Source organism: Cellulomonas pasadenensis, from assembly GCF_047229365.1.
Taxonomy (GTDB): Bacteria; Actinomycetota; Actinomycetes; order Actinomycetales; family Cellulomonadaceae; genus Cellulomonas.
Genome location: NZ_JBFTEP010000012.1, coordinates 1 through 21,611, shown reverse-complemented (window position 1 = coordinate 21,611; position 21,611 = coordinate 1). Strand labels below are relative to the sequence as shown.

The following is a 21,611-nucleotide window of genomic DNA, read 5'->3' as shown; positions in this document are numbered from 1 at the left end:
CGCCGGGCGCCACGGACGCGTCGTCGGGGGGTGGTGGCACGATCGCCCCATGGCCGCCCGAGCCCGCCGTGCCTCCCGCTCCGCCGTGCTGCGCCACCGCGTGCGCGTGCAGCAGCTCGACCGGGCGCCGGGCGCGGCGGCCGGCCCCGGCGACGTGGCGGTGCTCGACGCCGGTGTGCAGGACACCGGGCCGGACGGCGCCCTGTGGGCCCTCGCGCTGCGTGGGCTCGACGTCCGCCGCGGCGCGTGGCCGGACGCCCTCGCGCTGGCGTGGACCGTGCGCGGCGCGCCGCACGCCTACCGCCGCGAGGACCTGCCCGCCGTCGAGCGCGCCCTGCGGCCGTGGTCCTCCGCCGACGCCGCGGCGCGCGTCTTCGACGCCGCAGGCCCGCTGCGGGCGGCCGGCCTCGACCCGCGGGACGCGCTCGCCACCGCGGCGCGCAGCATGCGCGACGTCGTCACGCAGCCGCTGACCAAGGGCGAGGTCTCCACCGCGATGACCGGACGCCTGCCGGACTGCTTCCTGCGCTGGTGCCGGCCGTGCGGGACGACCCACATGTACGAGCAGACGTTCCGGCTGGCCGCGCTGCACGCCGGCCTGGAGCTCGAGCCCGGCACGTCTCCGCCGGTCCTGCGGCGCGTCCCCGGGTGGCCCGAGGACGCGGTCGCCCGGACCGACGCGCCGCCGCCCGGCGGTCGGCACGACCTGGTGCGGACCACGCTGCACCTGCTCGGCCCCGCGACGCCGCGCCTCGTCGCCGCGTCCCTGGACGCCCCTGTCGCCGACGTCCGCGCCCGCTGGCCGGACGACGTGGTGGACGTCGACGTCGACGGCGACGCGCGCAGCGTCCTCGCCGCGGACGCCGACGCGCTCGACGCCGCGGAGGAGCCGCTCGCGGGCCCGGTCGTCCGCCTGCTCGGCCCGTTCGACCTGTTCCTCCAGGCCCGCGACCGCGACCTCCTCGTCCCGGACGCCACGCGCCGCGCCGCGCTGTGGCCGACCCTCGGGCGCCCGGGCGCCGTCCTGCGCGACGGCGAGGTCGTCGGCACGTGGCGTCCCCGCGCACGCGGACGCCGCCTCGCGCTGGAGGTGGAGCCGTGGCGGACCTGGGACGCGGCGACGCGGCGCGCCGTCGACGACGAGCACGCGCGGCTCGCGGCGTTCCGCGGCCTCGCGCCCGCCTGAGCCGGCGTCAGGCCGGCGGCGGGTACGGGTCGACGACGCCCGGCGGGTCCTCGCCGACCGCGCCGTCGACCGCCTCGCGCAGCAGGTCGGCGTGGCCCACGTGCCGCGCGTACTCCTCGAGCACGTCGACGAGCAGTCGCCGCAGGCTCGGCGCCTCGTCGCCGTCGGCACCCCACCGCACGCGCCTGTCGAGGCCGCCGTCCGCGAGCGCCTCCGCGACCGCGGCGCGCGACGCGGCGGAGGGCGCGGGTCAACGGACCCGCGCCCTCCGCCGCGCCGCTCGCCGGCGGCGTGCCGCTCGTGCCGGTCGGCCGCTACGCCTCGACGACGACCGGGATGATCATCGGGCGCCGGCGCAGCTTGCCGGAGACCCAGCGGCCGACGACGCGCCGGATGACCTGCTGCAGCTGGTGGGTGTCCGTCGCACCCGAGCGGACGGCGTCCTCGAGCGCCGCGGTGACCTGCGGGAGGATCTCGTCGAACACGTCGTCCTGCTCCGCGACGCCCCGCGCGTGGACCTGAGGGCCCGCCAGCACCTTGCCGTCCTGCGAGGACACGACCGCGAAGATCGACACGAAGCCCTCGTCGCCGAGGATCCGGCGGTCCTTGAGCTCGGCGTCGGTGAGCTCGCCGACGCTCGAGCCGTCGACGTAGACGTACCCGCACGGCACCGCGCCCACGACGCTGGCCCGGCCGTCGACCAGGTCGACGACGACGCCGTCCTCCGCGAGCACGACGCGGTCGGCCGGCACGCCCGTCTTCACGGCGAGCGCGGCGTTCGCGATGAGGTGGCGCACCTCGCCGTGGACGGGCATGACGTTGCGCGGGCGCAGGATGTTGTAGCAGTACAGGAGCTCGCCGGCGCTCGCGTGGCCGGAGACGTGCACCTTCGCGTTGCCGGAGTGCACGACGCGCGCCCCCAGGCGCATGAGGCCGTTGATGACGCGGAAGACGGCGTTCTCGTTGCCGGGGATGAGGCTGGACGCCAGCACGACGGTGTCGCCGGGGCCGACCGAGACCTTGTGGTCGTTGTTCGCGATCCGCGACAGGGCGGCCATCGGCTCGCCCTGCGACCCGGTGCACATGAGGACGACGCGGTCGTCGGCCAGCTTCTCGATCTGCTTCTGGTCGACGAGCACGCCGTCGGGCACCTTGAGGTAGCCCAGCTCGGCGGCGATGCCCATGTTCCGGACCATGGAGCGACCGACGAGCGCCACCTTCCGCTCGTTCGCGACGGCGGCGTCGATCACCTGCTGCACGCGGTGCACGTGCGACGCGAACGACGCGACGACGACGCGGCCGGTGGACTCGGCGAACACCTGGTCCAGCACCGGGCCGATCTCGCGCTCGGGCGTGACGAAGCCCGGCACCTCGGCGTTCGTGGAGTCGACCATGAACAGGTCGACGCCCTCGTCGCCGAGCCGCGCGAACGCGCGCAGGTCGGTGATGCGGCCGTCGAGCGGCAGCTGGTCCATCTTGAAGTCGCCGGTGTGCAGCACCGTGCCCGCCGCGGTGCGCACCGCGACGGCGAGCGCGTCCGGGATCGAGTGGTTGACCGCGACGAACTCGCACCCGAAGACGCCGAGCTGCTCGACCTGGCCCTCGCGCACCGCGAGCGTCAGCGGCTGGATGCGGTGCTCCTTGAGCTTCGCCTCCACGAACGCGAGCGTGAGCTGCGAACCCACGAGCGGGATGTCCCGGCGCAGCCGCAGCAGGTACGGGACGGCGCCGATGTGGTCCTCGTGGCCGTGCGTCAGCACGATCGCCTCGATGTCGTCGAGGCGGTCCCGGATGTAGTCGAAGTCCGGGAGGATCAGGTCGACGCCGGGCTGGTGGTCCTCGGGGAAGAGGACACCGCAGTCGATGACGAGCAGCCGGCCGGCGTGCTCGAGCACGGCCATGTTGCGCCCGACCTCCCCCAGGCCGCCGAGCGGCACGATCCGCAGACCGCCCTCGGGCAGCGGCGGCGGCAGGGTCAGGTCGGGGTGCGGGTGACTCATGGAGCTCCTGTGGGTCGTGGCCGGCCCCGCGCCGCGGTCGTGCGGCGCGGTCAGGCCGTGACGACGTCCAGCAGGCCGGCGGCCTGCAGACCGGCGCGCACACGCGCTGCCTCGTCGTCGGTGTAGGGGACGAGCGGGAGGCGGGTCGCGCGGCTGCGCAGCACGCCCGTCTCCACGAGGGCGGCCTTCGCGGCGACCGCCTGGAAACCGTCACCGTTGATGGCGGTGATCGCGGGTTCGACCGCGAGGAAGATCTCGAGCGCGCGCGCGGTGTCGCCGCTGCGCCACGCGTCGAACAGCGCGGCCATCTGGTCGCCGAGCACGTGCGTCGCGACACCGACGAGGCCGACGGCGCCGTGCGCGAGGAAGCCGAGGACGAGGCCGTCGTCGCCGCTGTACCAGGCGAGGCCCGTGCGGCGGGTCGCCGTGGCCGCGGCGACGACGTCGCCGGTCGCGTCCTTCATGGCGACGACGCGGTCGTGCGCCGCGAGGCGGTCGACCGTCGCCGGGGCGAGCCGCACGACGGAGCGACCGGGGACGTCGTAGAGCATGACGGGCAGGTCGGTGGCGTCGGCGACGGCGGACACGTGCCGGAACACGCCCTCCTGCGAGGGGCGCGAGTAGTACGGCGTGACGACCAGCAGCCCGTGCGCACCGGCCTCGGCCGCCTGCTCGGCCATCCGGACGGCGTGCGCGGTGTCGTTGGACCCGGCGCCGGCGACGACGTACGCGCGGTCCCCGACGGCCTCGACGACCGCGGCGACGACCTCCGCCTTCTCGGGCGCGTGCGTCGTCGACGCCTCACCGGTCGTGCCGTTGAGCACCAGGCCGTCGTGCCCGTGGTCCACCAGGTGCTTCGCCAGCGCGACGGTCGCCTCGAGGTCGACCGCGCCGTCGGCGGTCATGGGGGTGACCATGGCCGACAGCACGGACCCGAACGGGTGCGTCGCGGACGTGACGGTGGGCATGGGCACACGGTACCGCCCGGGCACGGCCGGCGCGGGCGTCGCCCGCCCGTCGACCCCGGCGGGCACCCGTGCGCTCGCCGCGCCGGGTCGACGCCGCGCGTCCAGACTGGGCGCCATGACCACGCCGCTGCCGCCGTCCGTCGCCGCGCACGTGCCCACCGGGATGCTCGTCGGGGGCGAGTGGCGCCCCGCGCGCGGGGGCGCCACGTTCCCGGTCGTCGACCCGGCGACGGGCGAGACGCTGTTCGACGTCGCCGACGGCGACGAGCAGGACGCGCTCGACGCGCTCGCGGCCGCGCACGACGCGTTCCCCGCCTGGAGCGCGACGGCGCCGCGCGTCCGCTCCGAGCTGCTGCGCGCCGTGTTCGAGGTGCTGACGGCGCACAGCGAGGACATCGCCGCGCTCGTCACCGCCGAGGGCGGCAAGCCGCTCGCCGAGTCGAGGGCCGAGGTCGCGTACGCCGCCGACTACGTGCGCTGGTACGCCGAGGAGGCGGTGCGGGCCGAGGGCCTCGCGCGCCGCGCGCCTGCCGGCACGCACCACCAGCTCGTCCTGCGGCGCCCCGTCGGCCCGGCGCTGCTCATCGCCCCGTGGAACTTCCCGATCGCGATGATCGCCCGGAAGGTCGCCCCGGCCCTGGCGGCCGGCTGCACCGTCGTCGTCAAGCCCGCCCGGCTCACGCCGCTGACGACCGCCTACGTGCTCGAGCTCGTCCGCACCGAGCTGGACGGCCGCGACCTGCCGACCGGTGCGGTCAACGTGGTGCCGACGTCCTCGGCGCGGAGGGTGTCCGAGCCGCTGCTCGGTGACCCGCGGCTGCGCAAGCTGTCGTTCACGGGCTCGACGGAGGTCGGGCGCACGCTGCTCGCCGCCGCCGCCCCGCACGTGCTGCGCACGTCGATGGAGCTCGGCGGCAACGCGCCGTTCCTCGTGTTCCAGGACGCCGACCTGGACGCCGCCGTCGAGGGTGCCGTGCAGGCGAAGATGCGCAACTCCGGCCAGACGTGCGTCGCCGCGAACCGCTTCCTCGTGCACGGGTCGGTCGCGCGCGAGTTCGCGGACCGGCTCACCGACGCGTTCGAGCGCCTCGTCGTCGGGCACGGCGCGGACCCGGACACCACGGTCGGCCCGCTCATCGAGGAGTCGGCCGTGCGGCGCGTGGACGAGGTCGTGACCGAGGCCGTCGACGGCGGCGCCGTCCTGCGCACGGGCGGCGAGCCGGTGCGGCGGCCGGGGTTCTTCTACGCCCCCACGGTGCTGACGTCGGTCGACCCCACGCTGCGGGTCGTGACCGAGGAGACGTTCGGCCCCGTCGCGCCGGTCGTCACGTTCGACGACGAGGACGAGGCGGTGCGGCTCGCGAACGACACGCCGTTCGGCCTCGTCGCCTACGCCTACACGCGCGACGTCGGCCGGGCGATGCGCATGGCGGAGGGCCTCGACGCCGGGATGGTCGGCATCAACCGCGGCATGGTGTCGGACGCGAGCGCCCCCTTCGGCGGTGTGAAGCAGTCCGGCCTCGGCCGCGAGGGCGGCGCCGCCGGCATGGAGGAGTACCTCGAGACCGTGTACGTCGCGCTGTAGCGGCCCGGCGCCGCTCGGCGTTCGCGACGGCCGGCGTCGCGACGGCCGGCATCGGGACGGTCGGCGTCGGGACGGCCGGCGCGGGCGCCCGGGACGACTGCCTAGAGTGACGGCGTGAGCCCGCCCGACGTCCTGCGTGCCGCGCGCCGCCAGGCGGTGTCGGTGTCCGTGGCCACCGGGCTGTACGGCGTCTCGTTCGGGGCGCTGTCCGTCGCGTCGGGCCTCGACGTCGCGCAGACGATGGCGCTGAGCCTGCTGCTGTTCTCCGGCGGGTCGCAGTTCGCGCTCATCGGCGTCCTCGGGGCCGGCGGCGCCGTGGGGGCCGCCGTCGCGTCGGCCGCGCTGCTCGGCGCGCGCAACGCCCTGTACGGCGCCCAGCTCGCGCCGCTCCTCGCGCTGCCGGCATCCGCCCTGCTGCCCGCCGCGCAGCTGACCATCGACGAGTCCACCGCCGTCGCGACGGCGCAGCCCGACCGCACCGCCGCGCGCGTCGGGTTCTGGTGGACCGGCGGCGGCGTGTTCGTGCTGTGGAACCTGTTCACGCTCGTCGGCGCCCTCGCCGGCGACCGCCTCGGCGACCCGCGGGTCTACGGCCTCGACGCCGCGGCGGCGGCCGCCTTCCTCGCGCTCGTGTGGCCGCGGCTCGGCGGCCCGCAGGGACGCACCGCGCGGCTCGTCGCGGCCGCCGCCGTGCTCGTCGCGCTCGCGACGACGCCGGTCGTGCCCGCCGGAGTCCCGGTGCTGCTCGCTGCCGCCGTCGCGATCCTCGTCGGCGTGCTCAGCCCCGCGCTGCCCGCCGTGCCGCTGCCGGGCGACGACGCGGACGCACCTGACGACGACGCCGCCGACGACGCGCCCGCCGGCGGCCCTGCCGGTGCACCGGACCCGGGGAGGCCCGCACCGTGACCGCGCTCTGGCTCGCCGTGCTCCTGTCCAGCGCCGCCTGCCTCGCCCTCAAGCTCGCCGGGCACCTGCTGCCGCGCCACTGGCTCGCCGAGCCGCGCGTCGCCCGGACCGCCGCGCTGGTCACCGTCGCGCTGCTCGCCGCCCTCGTCGCGGTGCAGACGGCCACCGCCGGCGGCCGCCTCGTCCTCGACGCCCGGGTCCCCGCCCTTGCCGTCGCGGCGGTGGCGCTCGCGCTGCGCGCACCGTTCGTCGTCGTGGTGCTGCTCGCCGCCGCGACCGCCGCGGGCCTGCGGCTGCTCGGCATGCCGTGACGCCCCGGTCGGCCCGCGGCGGCCGGCGCCGGCCCGCCGCGGGTTAGTCTCGCGGGGTGTCGCTGCTGACCCCCGCCGCCGACGTCTCCGTCCGCCCCGCCGTCCCCGGGGACGAGCACGTCGTCGCCGGCATCCAGCTGCGTGCGTGGCGCACCGCGCACGCCGACGTCCTCGGCGACGGCGTCCTCGACGCGCTCGACCCGTCGGCGTTCGCCGCCCAGTGGGAGCGCGCGATCACCGCTCCCCCGGGTCCCGGCTACCGCGTGCTCGTCGCGTGCGCCGGCCCGGCGGTCGTCGGCTTCGCGTCGGTGGCGCCCGTGCCGGCGGCCGACCCGGGCGAGGCACCGGCGGGTGTCGTGCTGGCGCTCGAGGTCGACCCGTCCGCGCAGCGCGCCGGGCACGGCTCGCGCCTGCTCGCGGCCGTCGTCGACCTGCTGCGCGCCGACGGCGCCGACCAGGTGCAGACGTGGGTCATGGACGGCGACGACGCCCGCGTGCGCTTCCTCGCCGGCGCGGGGCTCGGCCCCGACGGCCTCACGCGACGGCTCGCGACCGGCCCCGGGCCGGACGAGGAGGCGCACGTGGTCGCCGAGCACCGCTGGTACGCGGCGATCTGACCGGCCACGCCGGCGCGGGGACCGCGCCCGTCCGGGCGGGCCCGCGCCCTTCCCGGCAGGGCCGCGCCCGGCAGGGCCGCGCCCGTCAGGGCAGGTCGGTCGCCGCGGGCCGCCCGCGGTGCAGCCGGGCGGCCGTGCGCAGCGCGGCCCGGGCACGGCGCCGGTCCCCCGCGGCGTCGTACGCGAACCCCAGGTGGTACCAGCCCTCCCAGTCGTCCGGGTCGGCCTCGACGCGCGCGCGGTACGGGTCGAACGCCGCGCGGGCGGCCGCGCGGTCGACGCGGCCGGACGGCGAGCGCGGCAGGTCGTCGACGGGCAGGCGCCCCGCCGCGGCGAGCGCGTCGGCCATCCGCTGCACCCGCACGGCGAGCAGCAGCTCGCGCCCGATCAGGACGACCACGAGCAGCGGGACCACGAGCAGCGCGATGCCGAGGACCACGCCGACGGCGCGGCCCGTGCCGACGAGCTGCAGCGCGCGCAGGGCGACGACGCCCACGTAGACGGCGAGCAGGGCCGTCAGGGCGAGCGCCGCGAGGAGGCCGGACCGGCGCCGCGACCGCGGGGCGTCGCTCATGCGCCGAGGTCGAGGAAGGGCTCGAGCCCGACCGTGAGTCCGGGGCGGTCGACGACCCGGCGCACGGCCAGCACGACGCCCGGCATGAAGCTCGCGCGGTCGAACGAGTCGTGGCGGATGGTGAGCTGCTCCCCGACGTTGCCGAAGAGGATCTCCTCGTGCGCGACGAGCCCGCGCAGCCGGACCGCGTGGACGCGCACGCCGTCGACGTCGGCGCCGCGCGCGCCGTCCAGCGCCTGCGTGGTCGCGTCGGGCGCGGTGCCCAGCCCCGCGGCGGCGCGCGCCCGGGCGATCCCCTCCGCCGTGTGCCGCGCGGTGCCCGACGGCGCGTCGACCTTGTCGGGGTGGTGCAGCTCGACGACCTCGGCGGACTCGAACCAGCGCGCCGCCTGCCGCGCGAAGGCCATCGCAAGGACCGCCCCCAGGGCGAAGTTCGGCACGACGGCGACACCCACGCCCGGCGCACCCGCCAGACGCTCCCGCACGCGGCCGAGCGACTCGTCGGTCCATCCCGTCGTGCCGACGACGCAGTGCACGCCCGCGGCGACGAGGGTGTGCACGTTCTGCTCGGTCACCGCCGGCACGGTGAAGTCGACGGCCACCTGGGCGCCCGCCGCGACGACGGACGCGAGGTTTCCGCCGGCCTCCAGCTGGGCGACGAGCTCGAGGCCCTCGGTCTCCTGGACGGTCCGCACGACGGTGGACCCCATGCGGCCGGCCGCACCCAGCACGGCCACGCGGATCGGTTCGCTCACGGCTCGCCACCCTAGCCGCCCGGCGGCGGCACCCCGGAACGGGGTCCGCCGCCGGGCGTGCGCGGTGGGCCTCAGTCGCCGAACGGGCCGACGCGCACCACGGAGCGGGGCGCGGCCGCCAGCTCCGCCGCGAGCTCCTGCACCTCGGCCGCCGTGACGGCGCGGACGCGGTCGAGCGACTCGTCGAGGCTCAGCAGCTCGCCGTGCACCAGCTCGGCCTTGCCGAGCCGGCTCATGCGGGACCCGGTGTCCTCCATGCCGAGGACGAGCCCGCCGGACAGCTGCCCGATCGAGCGCGCGAGCTCGGCGGCACCCATGGGCGCGTCGGCCATGCGCTCGAGCTCGGCGACCATGAGCTCGGTGACCTGGTCGACCTTGGCCGGCGTGCAGCCGGCGTACAGCCCGAACAGGCCCGTGTCGGCGTGCCCGGACGCGAACGAGTACGTCGAGTACGCCAGCCCGCGCTTCTCGCGCACCTCCTGGAAGAGGCGCGACGACATGCCCCCGCCGAGGGCGGCGTTGAGCACCGACAGCGCGAAGCGGCGCGGGTCCGTGGCGGTGAGGCAGAGGCCGCCGACGATGACGTTCGCCTGCTCGGTCTGCCGCCGGATCGTCAGCTCCGTGGGGACGGCCGTCACCTGCGCGTCGCTCGCGGCACGCCGCGACGTCGGCGCCGCGGTGTCGTCGAGCGTCCAGCCGCCCGCCGTCAGCGCGTCGAGCACCTGCGCGCACAGCGCGTCGTGGTCGACCCCGCCGGCCGCCGTGACCACGAGCGTCTCGGGCCGGTAGTGCTCGCGGTAGTGCTCCCACACCGCGTCGCGCGGGACCGACCGGATCGTGTGCGGCGTGCCGCCGATCGGCCGGCCGAGCGGCGTGTCGCCGAACACGGCGGTCGCGAACTGCTCGTGCGCGACGTCGCTCGGGTCGTCGTCGTTCATCGCGAGCTCTTCGAGGATGACGCCGCGCTCGGTCTCGAGCTCGTCGGCGTCGAGGCGCGCGGACGTCACCATGTCGGCGATGACGTCGACCGCCATGGGGACGTCGGCGTCGAGCACCCGCGCGTAGTAGCACGTGTGCTCCTTGCCGGTGGCCGCGTTGGCCTCGCCGCCGACGGCGTCGAACGCCTCGGCGATGTCCATCGCGGTACGGCGCGCGGTGCCCTTGAACAGCAGGTGCTCGAGGAAGTGCGTCGAGCCGAAGTGGCCCGACGTCTCGTCCCGCGAACCGACGCCGACCCACGCCCCGACCGTCGCGGAGCGCAGGCCGGGCATGTGCTCGGTGAGCACGCGGACCCCGCCGGGCAGGACGGTGCGGCGCACGCGCGCCCCACCGTCCTGCCCGACGACGAGCTCGGACCCCGGCGTGGCCGGGGCGACGAGCGGGAGGTCCTGCGGCACGTCAGGCGTCGGCGGCGGCGGTCTCGTCCGCCGCGTTCTCGCCCTCGGCGCCGGCCTCGGCCTCGTCGACGACCGCGTGCAGCGACAGCTTGCCGCGCGGGTCGATCTCGCCGATCTCGACCTGGACCTTCTGGCCGATCTTGACGACGTCCTCGACGTTCTCGACGCGCTTGCCGCCGACCAGCTTGCGGATCTGCGAGATGTGCAGCAGACCGTCCTTGCCGGGCGAGAGCGAGATGAACGCGCCGAACGTCGTCGTCTTGACCACGGTGCCGACGAAGCGCTCGCCGACCTCGGGCATGTGCGGGTTCGCGATCGCGTTGATCGCGGCCCGCGCGGCCTCGGCGGACGGGCCGTCCGTCGCGCCGATGTAGACCGTGCCGTCGTCCTCGATGGAGATGTCGGCGCCGGTCTCCTCCTGGATCTGGTTGATCATCTTGCCCTTCGGGCCGATGACCTCGCCGATCTTGTCGACCGGCACCTTCACCGTGATGACGCGCGGCGCGAACGGGCTCATCTCGTCCGGGACGTCGATGGCCTCCGCGATGACGTCGAGGATCGCGAGACGCGCCTCCTTGGCCTGCGTCAGCGCGCCGGCCAGGACGGACGCCGGGATGCCGTCGAGCTTCGTGTCCAGCTGGATCGCCGTGACGAACTCGCGCGTGCCCGCGACCTTGAAGTCCATGTCGCCGAACGCGTCCTCGGCGCCGAGGATGTCGGTGAGCGCGGCGTAGCGCGTCTCCCCCTCGACGGTGTCGGAGACGAGACCCATCGCGATGCCCGCGACGGGTGCGCGGAGCGGGACGCCGGCGTTGAGCAGCGACAGCGTCGCGGCGCAGACCGAGCCCATGGACGTCGAGCCGTTGGAGCCCAGCGCCTCGGAGACCTGGCGGATCGCGTAGGGGAACTCCTCGCGCGCCGGCAGCACCGGGACGATCGCGCGCTCGGCGAGCGCGCCGTGGCCGATCTCGCGGCGCTTCGGCGAGCCGACGCGGCCCGTCTCGCCCGTGGAGAACGGCGGGAAGTTGTAGTGGTGCATGTACCGCTTGCGCGTCTCGGGCGACAGCGAGTCGATCTGCTGCTCCATGCGCAGCATGTTCAGCGTCGTGACGCCGAGGATCTGCGTCTCGCCGCGCTCGAACAGCGCGGACCCGTGCGCACGGGGCAGCACCTCGACCTCGGCCGAGAGCGTGCGGATGTCCCGCAGGCCGCGGCCGTCGATGCGGAAGCCGTCGGTGAGGATGCGCTGGCGGATGAGCGCCTTCTGCAGCGAGCGGTAGGCGGCGCCCACCTCCTTCTCGCGCCCCTCGAACCGGGCGGCGAGCTCCGACTGGACCTCGCCCTTGATCTCGTCGAGGCGGTTCTCGCGCTCCTGCTTGCCCGCGATCTGCAGCGCTGCGGCCAGGCGCTCGGCGGCGGCCTGCTCGACGGCGGCGAACACGTCGTCCTGGTAGTCCGGGAACGTCGGGAACTCGCGGGTCTCCTTGGCCGACTGGGCCGCGAGCTCCTGCTGCGCGGTGACCAGGGCCTTGATGAACGGCTTGGACGCCTCCAGGCCCTCGGCCACGACGGCCTCGGTGGGGGCGACGCCGCCCTCGTGCTTGATGAGGTTCCAGGACTTCTCCGGCGCCTCGGCCTCGATCATCGCGATCGCGACGTCGCCGCCCTCGACGACGCGGCCGGCCACGACGATCTCGAACGTGGCGCGCTCGCGCTCGGTGTAGCGCGGGAACGCGACCCACTGGCCGTCGATCAGCGCGATGCGCACGGCACCGACCGGGCCGGAGAACGGCAGGCCGGAGATCTGGGTGCTGATGGAGGCGGCGTTGATCGCGAGGACGTCGTACGCGTCGTCCGGGTTGATCGACATCACCGTCACGACGACCTGGACCTCGTTGCGCAGGCCCTTGACGAACAGCGGGCGCAGCGGGCGGTCGATCAGGCGGCAGGCGAGGATCGCGTCGGTCGAGGGGCGGCCCTCGCGGCGGAAGAACGAGCCGGGGATCTTGCCGGCGGCGTACTGCCGCTCCTCGACGTCGACCGTCAGGGGGAAGAAGTCGAAGCCCTCGCGCGGGTGCTTGCCGGCCGTCGTGGCCGACAGGAGCATCGTGTCGTCGTCGAGGTAGGCGACGGCGGAGCCGGCGGCCTGCTTGGCGAGGCGGCCGGTCTCGAAGCGGACGGTGCGGGTGCCGAAGCGACCGTTGTCGATCGTGGCCTCGGCGAACTGGATCTCGGGACCCTCCACGGGTGCCCTCCTTTTGTCATCGAAGGCGCCGGCCAGACCGCGGCGGTCTTCGATCGAGGCCCCCGCACGCGTGGTGCGTCCCGGGGGCCACTACCGAGGACCGGACGAAGCGGGTCGGCGCGGTGGTTCCGTGCTGGTGGTGCGGCGACGCCCGGGGGCGCCGCGTCGTGCGGGTGGTACGTCTACCGGTGGTGCGGGTCCTGCGCGTCGGGGGCCGCCCGTGGGCGACCCCCGATGCAGGACCAGCCCGGACCGTGCGGTCCGGGCTGGTGCAGGCAGGTCAGCGACGCAGGCCGAGCCGCTCGATCAGGCTGCGGTAGCGGTTGATGTCGATCTTCTGCAGGTAGCCCAGCAGGCGACGACGACGGCCGACCAGCAGCAGGAGGCCGCGGCGGCTGTGGTGGTCGTGCTTGTGCTCCTTCAGGTGCTCCGTGAGGTCCTTGATGCGCTGCGTGAGGACGGCGATCTGGACCTCGGGCGAGCCGGTGTCGCCCTCGTGGGTGGCGTACTCGGCCATGATGGACTGCTTCGTGGCAGCGTCGAGCGACACGGTGCTCCTCAGGATTCTCGTTGCGCGGTGCGCCGGGGCATGTCCACCCGGGCTCTCTCGTTCCGCGGCCGTTCGTACGGCGTCGACCAGTCTAGCAGCACGCCCGCCCGCGACCGCAGGTCAGGGCCGCGCGGTGACCGGTCCAGGGATCCGGTCAGCCGTGCAGCACGCGCCGGACGTCCTCGACGTCCGCCGCCATCTGCACCAGCAGGGCGTCGACGCCGTCGAACCGCACCGTCGGGCGCAGCCGCTCGACGAGGTCGAGGACGACCTCCTCGTCGTACAGGTCGAGGTCGGTGCGGTCGAGCACGTACGCCTCGACCCGCCGCTCCACGCCGTCGAACGTGGGGTTCGTGCCGATCGACACGGCGGCCGGCAGCACGCGGTCCGGGTCGTCGGTGCCCACCGCCGAGCCGTCCGCGCGGCGCGTGCGGCGCAGCCAGCCGGCGTAGACGCCGTCGGCCGGCACCATCCCCGCCGTGCCGGGCGAGAGGTTCGCCGTCGGGTAGCCGAGCTCGCGCCCGCGGGCGTCACCGTGCACGACGGTCCCCCGCAGCCGGTGCGGACGCCCGAGGACGCGTGCCGCCTGCACCACGTCGCCCGCGGCGAGCAGCTCGCGCACCCACGTCGACGACCAGCGCCGGCGCAGCGCGTCCGCCGCGCGGTCCTCGGGGCTGCCGGGGTCGGCGGCGACCGACGGCGTCACGTCGTCGATGACCTCGACGGTGAAGCCGTACCGCTCCCCCAGCGCCCGCATCGTCGTGAGGTCCCCGGCGTTCTGCCAGCCGAACCGCACGTCGCGCCCGACCACGACGGTCGACGCGTGCAGCGCGTCCACCAGGTACCGGCGGACGAACTCCTCCGGGGACTGGCGGGCGAAGTCGAGGGTGTACGTGATGAGGAGCACGGCGTCGAGGCCCGTGCCGCCGAGCAGCTCCAGCCGGTCGGCGTCCCCGAGCAGGCGCGGCGGCGCGTCGTCGGGCCGGTGCACGGCGAGCGGGTGCGGCGTGAACGTCACGGCGACGGCGTGCGCGTCCGCGACGCGCGCGTCGGCGACCATCCGCGTCAGCACCGCCACGTGGCCGCGGTGCACGCCGTCGAAGTTGCCGATCGTGACGACCGACCGGCCCCAGCCGGCCGGCACCTGCGACAGCTCCGTCCAGACCTGCACCCACGCTCCCGGGTCGACGTCCCGGCCCGCCGGTCGGCGGGCCCGACGGACAAGACTGCCACCTGTGCGGGCGGCGGCGCGCCGCCGCCCGCCCCGCCGGCGCCGTGCGGCACCGGCGGGACGGGCGGACGGCCCGTCGACGGCGCGTCAGCTCCGCGCGCGCACCGTCAGCGCGGCCGCACGCGTCGCCACGCTGCCCTCGCCGTTGGAGAACACGGCGCGGTACTGCGTGCCGTACGCCAGCGGCGTGACGGGGACCCGCAGCGTCGTCGTGTGCGCCAGGGGCACCGGCAGCCACGGCCCGGAGAACCACCGGAACTGCCAGCGCACCGTCGGTGCCGGGTAGCCGGTGGCGGCCGCGTCGAACGTCGCCCACGCACCGAGGCGTGCGGACGTCGCCTGCGGGTGGCGGGTCACGACGGGCGCCGAGCGCTCGACCGTGATCTTCGCCTCCTGCGTCGTCGCGGACCCCGCGGCGTTCGTGAACACCGCGCGGTACCGCGCGCCGTCCTGCGCCGCCGTGACCGTCACCTCGAGCGTGCCGGACGTCGCACCGGGCACGTCGGCCCACGCCGCCGACCCGCGGCGGACCTGCCACTGCACGGTCGGCGTCGGGACGCCGGACGCCGCGGCGGTGAGCGTCGCGGTGCCGCCGAGCGCGACGGTGGCACCCGTCGGCTGCGTCGTCACCGTCGGCGCGACCTCCTCGGGCGCCGCCTGGCCCTGGTCCGCGACGAAGGAGGCGACCCACGACAGCGACGAGTTCCAGTTGATCGTGATCTCGTTGGACGCCCACGACGTGATGTCGTCGAGGTAGCACCGCGCCGGCGCGCAGCCCTCGGTGAACGCCGCCTGCATCGTCGGGTCCCACGTCGCGGTCATCGAGTTCGGCCCGCCCGCGAGCGACCCGGGCGGCGGGTGCGGCAGCGCGGGGTCGAGCTGCGCCGCGAACCAGCGCGAGTGCTGGTTCTGCGAGTACACCGTGCCCCAGCCGGTCACGTAGGACTGGTTGAGCGCGTTGCGGCCGAACAGGTAGTCGAGCCCCTCGAGCACGCCGTCGAGGTAGCGCCGGTCGCCCGTGAGGTCGTACGCGGTCGCGATGACGACGAGGATGTTCGTCACCGACGAGTTCGAGCCCCAGTCGTAGGCGCCGCCGGCCGGCGAGTACACCGAGCCGAACGCGTGCCCCTCCTGCGCGGCGAGGTAGGCGTCGGCCCCGGCGACGACGGACGCGCGCACCGCGTCGCGGTCCGCGAGACCGTTCGGGACGGTCGCGAGGGTGAGCCGGCCGAGCGCCGCGGTGCTGCCCCAGCTGAAGCCGCCGGGACCGAACACGTCGCCGGTGTGGTGCGGGCTCGCGGCGACGTCCGCCGCGAACGCGTCCTCGCCGGTGGTGGTGAACAGCTCCGCCGCGGCCCAGTAGAACTCGTCGCTCACGTCGCGGTCGTCGTACGGCCCGCCGCCGTCGGAGCCGGCCGCGGCCGGCGCGTACACGTCGGGGTGCGCCTGCGCGGCCGCGTAGGCGTCGCGCGCCGCGGTGAGCAGCGTGTCCGAGAACGCGGCGTCGTGCTCGCGGAACAGGCGGGCGCCCTGCGCCGCCACGGCCGCGAGGTTGAGCGTGGCCGCGGTCGACGGCCGGTGCAGCGAGCGCACCTGCGGGTCGTCGGCCGGCATGAGCGGCAGGCCGGTCCAGCCCTCGTCGTGGATCTTGTGGTGCACCATCCCGGCGTACTCGCCGGCCGGCGCGACCATCTTCAGCATCCACTCGAGCTCCCAGCGGGCCTCGTCGAGGACGTCGGGGACGTCGTTGCCCCGCTCGGGGAGGCGCAGCGTGGCGTCGCCGAGCGCACCCTCCCGGGCGGTGGGCGCGTGCAGCGTCCGCTCGTAGGTCGAGAGCACCTGCGCGACGGAGATCCCGCCGTTGACGACGTACTTGCCGTGGTCGCCGGCGTCGTACCAGCCGCCGGTCACGTCGAGCGTGTAGTCGCACGTCCAGCCGTCGTAGTAGTCGCGCGGGCCGATGCACGGCACGTCGGTGTCGCCCTGGTTCGGCGGCACGCCCACGTGCCCGGCCTCGCGCGCGTACTCCTCGCCGACGATGTCGGCCTCGATCGGCGTGCCGGAGCGCGCCAGGTAGAAGTAGTTCAGCGCGTCGTACCGCAGCTGCGCGTAGAGGTCGGACGCGATCGCGAACGGACGGCTCGTCTCTCCGTCGGCGACGAGGGTGAAGCCCTCACCGGTCGCCTCGACGTCGGAGAAGTCGACGACGTGCACGTCGGCGTCGGCGGAGGCGTCGTGGCCCGCCGGCGTCGTCGTCCCCTCGGCGACCGTGGCGCCGGCGGCGTCCAGCAGCTGCCACGGGAGCGCCTCCTCCGCGTCGGTCACGAGCGTCGCGCGCTTGGGCCCGTGCGGGAGGTAGCCGACCTGGTTGACGCGCACCCGGGGGCCGGTGTCCGGCTCGTACGGGGGCGGCGGCGTGGCGGACGTGGTCAACGACACCTCCGAGATGCAGAACTCGTACGCGCCCTGCTTGCCGAGGTGGAAGGCCACCTGGCCGGGCGCCTCGCCGTCGGCGGGGAACGACAGGTTGGCCGTGAACGGGTACTCGAGCGTCGTCGCCTCGGTGCCGAGCGGCGCGGACGCCTGCTCCAGCACCGTGCGGTACGCCCCGCCGCCCTCGCCCACGATGACGCGGACCGGCGTGGCGGGCGTCGTGCGCGCCGTGAAGGACAGGACGTAGTTCTCGTCCTCGTCGATCGGCACACCCGTGTAGGTCAGGCCGGCGTCCCACGGGTTCGACTGGCCGCCGGGCAGGTCGACGCAGACCTCGCCGTCCGCGAAGCGCGGCTCGCCGGTGCCGTGGAAGCCCCAGGGGCCCAGCCCCTCGGCGAACGACGTGTGCGGCAGCAGCTCGGCGTCACCGCTCAGCGACACGTCGTCGAGGCAGAACGTCCACGCCTCCTCGGTGACCCCGCCCAGCTGGAACGCGATCTGCCCCTCGGGCTCGTCGGCCGTCGGCGCGGCCGGGTAGCTCGTGGTGGCGGTGAACACCTCCTCGACGGGCGTCGGCGTGCTCGTGAGCGCGGGGCTGGTGTCGAGCACGGTCCCGTACGGGGCACCGTTCTGGCCGATCAGCGCGCGGATCGTCACGTCGGTGGACGCGGTCGCCGTGTACCCGAACGTGTAGGTCGACCCCTGCTCGATCGCCACGCCGTTGAGCACCACGCCGACCCCGTACTGCGCGGAGCCGGCGGGCACGTCGACGCAGAGGGCGCTGCTGCTGGTGTCGATCTCCCCCTCGTGCCCGTACGCCACCCAGGCGCCCGGACCCTCCTCGAAGGACCCGTCGCCGAGCAGCGAGCCGGCGGCGGGCAGCGCGCCCACCACCGCGAGCGCCACCGCGGCCGTCCCGGCCGTCAGCGCCGCGCCCGTCCGCGCCGCGCGAGTCGTGCTGCGAGAAACCACGTCGTTCCCCCTAGCCATAGGAGCGCTCCCACTCCTCTGTGGGGGCGTCAGCCGTCGACGGAGGATAGACCGGGATTCGGGCGAACCGGTAGGTGTGCGACGCGCGCAGCGGCCGGTCACGGCGACCGAAACGATTCGGTGCCGCCTTCGGGTGACGCGCGCCGCCGGCGTCAGCCGGCGGGTGCGAGCACGACGTCGGGCCGGAGCCGGTCGTCGCGGCGTCGGACGACGGCCACGAGGACGCCGTCCGGGCCGATGGCCGCCACGGGGCCGTCGGGGGCGTCGCCCACCGGCACGCCCTGGCCGTACGACAGCGCGCGTGCCTCCGGCTCGGTGAGCTCGCGGACGGGGAACGCCGCGCGCGCCGCGTCCGCCAGCGGCAGGACGTCGACGGCGACGTCGTCCGGGGTCGCCGCGAGCACGTCCAGGCTCCGCGCGACGTCGAGGCCGTACCCGCCGACCCGGGTGCGCCGCAGCGCGGTGAGGTGCCCGCCGACGCCGAGCGCGTCTCCGAGGTCGCGCGCCAGGGCCCGGACGTAGGTGCCCGAGGAGCAGGTGACGGCCACGTCGACGTCGAGCACCGGCACGTCGGTGCCGTCCGCCCCCGGGACCGTCGCCGGGCGGACGTCGAGGACGTCGAACCGGGCGACGGTCACGGGCCGCGCCGCGAGCTCGACCTGCTCGCCGGCCCGGACGCGCGCGTACGCGCGCCGGCCGTCGACCTTGATGGCGGACACGGCGCTGGGCACCTGCAGCAGGTCACCGGTGAGCGCGGCCGCAGCCGCGACGACCGCGTCGCGCGTCACCGCGGCGGCGTCGGTCACCGTGAGGGTCTCCCCCTCGGCGTCCTCGGTCGAGGTCCGCACGCCCAGCCGCACGGTCGCCGTGTAGTCCTTGTCGGCGCCGGTGACGTACGTCAGCAGGCGCGTCGCGCGCCCGATGCCGAGCACGAGGACGCCCGTGGCCATGGGGTCGAGGGTCCCGGCGTGCCCGACCTTGCGCGTCGACGCGAGCCGCCGGACGCGCGCGACGACGTCGTGGCTCGTCCAGCCGGCGGGCTTGTCGACGACCAGCACGCCGTCGTCGGCGGTGGGCCGTCGTGGGCGCCCGTCGTCGCGCGGGCCACGCCGCTGCGGACCGCCGCCCCGTCCTGCACCCGCCGGCGGCGGCGCCGAGGTCGCGTCGGTCATGCGTCGGTGTCGTCGTCCTCGTCGGGACGGCGGTACGGGTCCGCGTCGCCGGCGGGGCGCGCCGTGGCGGCGAGACGCGCCACCTCGGCGTCGCGGCGCGCGGCCTCGGACAGCGCGGCCTCGAGGTGCGCGGCCGTCTCGGGCACCGCGTCCAGGTGGAACGCGAGGGTCGGCGTGAGCCGGATGCCCGTCTGCTTGCCCACCTCGGACCGGATGAGCCCCTTGGCGCTCTCGAGCGCCGCGGCGCTGCCGGTCCGGGCCTCCTCGTCGCCGAGGACGGTGTAGTACACGTCGGCGTGCTGGAGGTCACCGGTGACACGCACGTCGGTGATGGTGACGAAGCCGAGCCGCGGGTCCTTGACCCGGGTGTCGATCATGCGCGCGACGACCTGCTGGATCCGCTCCGCGATCTTCCGCGCCCGAGCCGTGTCCGCCATGGCACTTCCTTTCCCTAGCCCTCCCGACGAGAAGCCGGGTGGGTCCTCACAGCATGAGCGGTGCGCCGGAGGGAGGGGGCGGCGGGCCGTGGTGGGCCTGGCACGGGCCGCCAGGCCCGCGGTAGGCCCGCCGCCCCCTCCCGGAGGCGCAGCGCGGGGGCGAGCCGGACGGCCCGCCCCCGCACCAGGAGCATCAGCTGCGCGGCTTCTCGCGCATCTCCCACGTCTCGATGACGTCCTCGACCTGCAGGTCGTTGAACGACCCGAGGCCGATACCGCACTCGAAGCCCTCGCGGACCTCGGTGGCGTCGTCCTTGAACCGCTTGAGCGACTCGATCGTGAGGTTGTCGCCCACGACCTTGCCGCGGCGCAGGACGCGCGCCTTCGTGTTCCGTCGGATCTCGCCGGAGCGGACGATCGACCCGGCGATGTTGCCGAACTTGGAGGAGCGGAAGACCTCGCGGATCTCCGCGGAGCCCAGCTGGACCTCCTCGTACTCCGGCTTGAGCATGCCCTTGAGGGCCGCCTCGACGTCGTCGATCGCCTGGTAGATGACCGAGTAGAAGCGCACGTCGACGCCCTCGCGGTCGGCCAGGTCCTCGACGCGCTCCGCGTACTTCACGTTGAAGCCGATGATGATCGCGTTGTCGACCGTGGCGAGGTTGACGTCGTTCTGCGTGATGGCACCCACACCGCGGTGGATGACGCGCAGGTCGACCTCGTCGCCGACGTCGATCTTGAGCAGCGCGTCCTCGAGCGCCTCGACGGCACCCGACACGTCGCCCTTGAGGACCAGGTTGAGGGTCTCGACCTTGCCCTGCTGGAGCGCCTGCGTGAAGTCCTCGAGGCTGATGCGCTTGCGGCGCTTGGCCAGGAGGGCGGCACGCTCGGCGGCCTCGCGCTTCTCGGCGATCTGCCGGGCGGTGCGCTCGTCGGGCGCCACGAGGAACGTGTCGCCCGCGCTCGGCACGGACGCCAGGCCGAGGACCTGCACCGGACGCGCCGGGCCCGCCTCGGTGACGTTCTCGCCGTGCTCGTCGAACATCGCGCGGACACGGCCGTGGGCCGTGCCGGCGACGATCGCGTCACCGACGTGCAGCGTGCCCGACTGGACCAGGACGGTCGCGACCGCACCACGGCCCTTGTCGAGGTTCGCCTCGATGGCGACGCCGCGCGCGTCCTTGTCGGGGTTCGCCCGCAGGTCGAGCGCCGCGTCGGCGGTCAGCAGGACGGCCTCGAGGAGGTCCTCGATGCCCATGCGCTGCTTGGCCGACACGTTGACGAACATCGTGTCGCCGCCGTACTCCTCGGCCACGAGGTTGTACTCGGTCAGCTGCTGGCGGATCTTGTCGGGGTTGGACCCCTCCTTGTCCACCTTGTTGACCGCCACGACGATCGGCACACCGGCCGCCTGCGCGTGGTTGAGCGCCTCGATGGTCTGGGGCATCACGCCGTCGTCCGCCGCGACCACGAGGATCGCGATGTCCGTCACCTGCGCACCACGGGCACGCATGGCGGTGAACGCCTCGTGACCCGGGGTGTCGATGAACGTGATGGCCCGCTCCTGGCCCTCGTGCTCCGTGCGCACCTGGTACGCACCGATGTGCTGCGTGATGCCGCCGGCCTCGCCCGCGACGACGTCCGTGGACCGGATGGCGTCGAGGAGCTTCGTCTTGCCGTGGTCGACGTGACCCATGACGGTGACGACCGGCGGGCGCGCCGCCAGGTCCTCGTCGCCCTCGGCCTCGAGCTCGGCGTCGAGGTCGATGTCGAAGGACCCGAGCAGCTCGCGGTCCTCCTCCTCGGCCGACACCATCTCGATGACGTAGCCGAGCTCGGTGGCGAGCGTGCCGAAGGTGTCCTCGTCGAGCGACTGCGTCGCCGTGGCCATCTCACCGAGGTGGAACAGCACCGTGACGAGCGCCGCCGGGTTGGCGTCGATCTTGTCGGCGAAGTCGTTCAGCGACGAGCCGTGCCGCAGCCGGATGACCGTGGAGCCGTTGCCGCGCGGGACGCTGACGCCTCCGAGCGACGGGGCCTGCATGGCCTCGAACTCCTGGCGCTTCGCCCGCTTCGACTTCCGCCCGCGGACCGGACGACCGCCGGCGCGACCGAACGCACCCTGCGTGCTGCCGCGACCGGCGCCGCCGGGACGACCGCCGCCACCGGGACGGCCGGCGAAGCCGCCGCCGCCACCGGGCGCACCGCCGGGACGACCGCCGTAGCCGCCGCCACCGCCGCCGCGACCGCCACC

Annotated in this window: 18 protein-coding genes; 5 read left to right on the top strand and 13 right to left on the bottom strand. The window is 75.2% G+C overall.

Features of this window, described 5'->3' with window-relative positions:
• Positions 1-49 precede the first annotated feature (49 nt).
• A complete protein-coding gene (locus AB6N23_RS03300; protein WP_412864674.1) occupies positions 50-1,186 on the top strand; it encodes a DNA glycosylase AlkZ-like family protein in 1,137 nt (378 codons plus the stop codon).
• Positions 1,187-1,193: 7 nt separating this feature from the next.
• Here AB6N23_RS03300 and AB6N23_RS03295 read toward each other — a convergent pair whose 3' ends face one another.
• The 3 genes from AB6N23_RS03295 to dapA all read right to left on the bottom strand — a co-directional run bounded on the left by AB6N23_RS03295 (position 1,194) and on the right by dapA (position 4,154).
• Complete coding sequence (locus AB6N23_RS03295; RefSeq protein ID WP_412864673.1) at positions 1,194-1,367, bottom strand: mycothiol transferase; 174 nt, start codon at positions 1,365-1,367, stop codon at positions 1,194-1,196.
• Positions 1,368-1,500: 133 nt separating this feature from the next.
• Positions 1,501-3,186, bottom strand: a complete 1,686-nt coding sequence (locus AB6N23_RS03290; protein WP_412864672.1) for a ribonuclease J — start codon at positions 3,184-3,186, stop codon at positions 1,501-1,503.
• 50 nt (positions 3,187-3,236) lie between these two features.
• A complete protein-coding gene (dapA, locus tag AB6N23_RS03285; RefSeq protein WP_412864671.1) occupies positions 3,237-4,154 on the bottom strand; it encodes a 4-hydroxy-tetrahydrodipicolinate synthase in 918 nt (305 codons plus the stop codon).
• Positions 4,155-4,269: 115 nt separating this feature from the next.
• Here dapA and AB6N23_RS03280 point away from each other — a divergent pair, with 115 nt between their 5' ends.
• The 4 genes from AB6N23_RS03280 to AB6N23_RS03265 all read left to right on the top strand — a co-directional run bounded on the left by AB6N23_RS03280 (position 4,270) and on the right by AB6N23_RS03265 (position 7,573).
• Positions 4,270-5,739: an NAD-dependent succinate-semialdehyde dehydrogenase gene (locus AB6N23_RS03280; RefSeq protein WP_412864670.1), complete on the top strand. Its 1,470-nt coding sequence runs from the start codon at positions 4,270-4,272 to the stop codon at positions 5,737-5,739.
• A 114-nt stretch (positions 5,740-5,853) separates the two neighbouring features.
• Complete coding sequence (locus AB6N23_RS03275; protein ID WP_412864669.1) at positions 5,854-6,645, top strand: AzlC family ABC transporter permease; 792 nt, start codon at positions 5,854-5,856, stop codon at positions 6,643-6,645.
• Complete coding sequence (locus AB6N23_RS03270) at positions 6,642-6,956, top strand: AzlD domain-containing protein (protein WP_412864668.1); 315 nt, start codon at positions 6,642-6,644, stop codon at positions 6,954-6,956. Before AB6N23_RS03275 ends, AB6N23_RS03270 begins: the two co-directional genes overlap by 4 nt.
• A gap of 56 nt (positions 6,957-7,012) precedes the next feature.
• A complete protein-coding gene (locus AB6N23_RS03265; RefSeq protein WP_412864667.1) occupies positions 7,013-7,573 on the top strand; it encodes a GNAT family N-acetyltransferase in 561 nt (186 codons plus the stop codon).
• Between the two features lie 85 nt (positions 7,574-7,658).
• Here the strand turns inward: AB6N23_RS03265 and AB6N23_RS03260 are convergent, their stop codons facing one another.
• The 10 genes from AB6N23_RS03260 to infB all read right to left on the bottom strand — a co-directional run.
• Positions 7,659-8,147, bottom strand: a complete 489-nt coding sequence (locus AB6N23_RS03260; RefSeq protein ID WP_412864666.1) for a hypothetical protein — start codon at positions 8,145-8,147, stop codon at positions 7,659-7,661.
• On the bottom strand, positions 8,144-8,902 hold the full coding sequence (dapB, locus tag AB6N23_RS03255) for a 4-hydroxy-tetrahydrodipicolinate reductase (RefSeq protein WP_412864665.1): 759 nt from the start codon (positions 8,900-8,902) through the stop codon (positions 8,144-8,146). The genes AB6N23_RS03260 and dapB overlap by 4 nt, the downstream gene beginning before the upstream one ends.
• 71 nt (positions 8,903-8,973) lie before the next feature.
• Entirely contained in the window at positions 8,974-10,299 is a 1,326-nt protein-coding gene (locus AB6N23_RS03250; protein WP_412864664.1) for a M16 family metallopeptidase, read from the bottom strand.
• Position 10,300: 1 nt separating this feature from the next.
• Complete coding sequence (locus AB6N23_RS03245; protein ID WP_412864663.1) at positions 10,301-12,544, bottom strand: polyribonucleotide nucleotidyltransferase; 2,244 nt, start codon at positions 12,542-12,544, stop codon at positions 10,301-10,303.
• A 280-nt stretch (positions 12,545-12,824) separates the two neighbouring features.
• Positions 12,825-13,094, bottom strand: a complete 270-nt coding sequence (gene rpsO, locus AB6N23_RS03240) for a 30S ribosomal protein S15 (RefSeq protein ID WP_378209072.1) — start codon at positions 13,092-13,094, stop codon at positions 12,825-12,827.
• 154 nt (positions 13,095-13,248) lie between these two features.
• A complete protein-coding gene (locus AB6N23_RS03235) occupies positions 13,249-14,265 on the bottom strand; it encodes a bifunctional riboflavin kinase/FAD synthetase (protein WP_412864662.1) in 1,017 nt (338 codons plus the stop codon).
• A 147-nt stretch (positions 14,266-14,412) separates the two neighbouring features.
• Positions 14,413-17,730 carry a glycoside hydrolase family 9 protein gene (locus AB6N23_RS03230; protein ID WP_412864661.1) on the bottom strand — a complete coding sequence of 1,106 codons (3,318 nt, stop codon included), beginning with the start codon at positions 17,728-17,730 and terminating at the stop codon, positions 14,413-14,415.
• 170 nt (positions 17,731-17,900) lie between these two features.
• Positions 17,901-18,920 carry a tRNA pseudouridine(55) synthase TruB gene (truB, locus tag AB6N23_RS03225; protein WP_412864660.1) on the bottom strand — a complete coding sequence of 340 codons (1,020 nt, stop codon included), beginning with the start codon at positions 18,918-18,920 and terminating at the stop codon, positions 17,901-17,903.
• Complete coding sequence (gene rbfA, locus AB6N23_RS03220) at positions 18,917-19,357, bottom strand: 30S ribosome-binding factor RbfA (protein WP_378208007.1); 441 nt, start codon at positions 19,355-19,357, stop codon at positions 18,917-18,919. Before rbfA ends, truB begins: the two co-directional genes overlap by 4 nt.
• Before the next feature lie 193 nt (positions 19,358-19,550).
• The coding region (gene infB / locus AB6N23_RS03215) for a translation initiation factor IF-2 (protein ID WP_412864659.1) at positions 19,551-21,611 on the bottom strand (2,061 nt) is incomplete at its 5' end.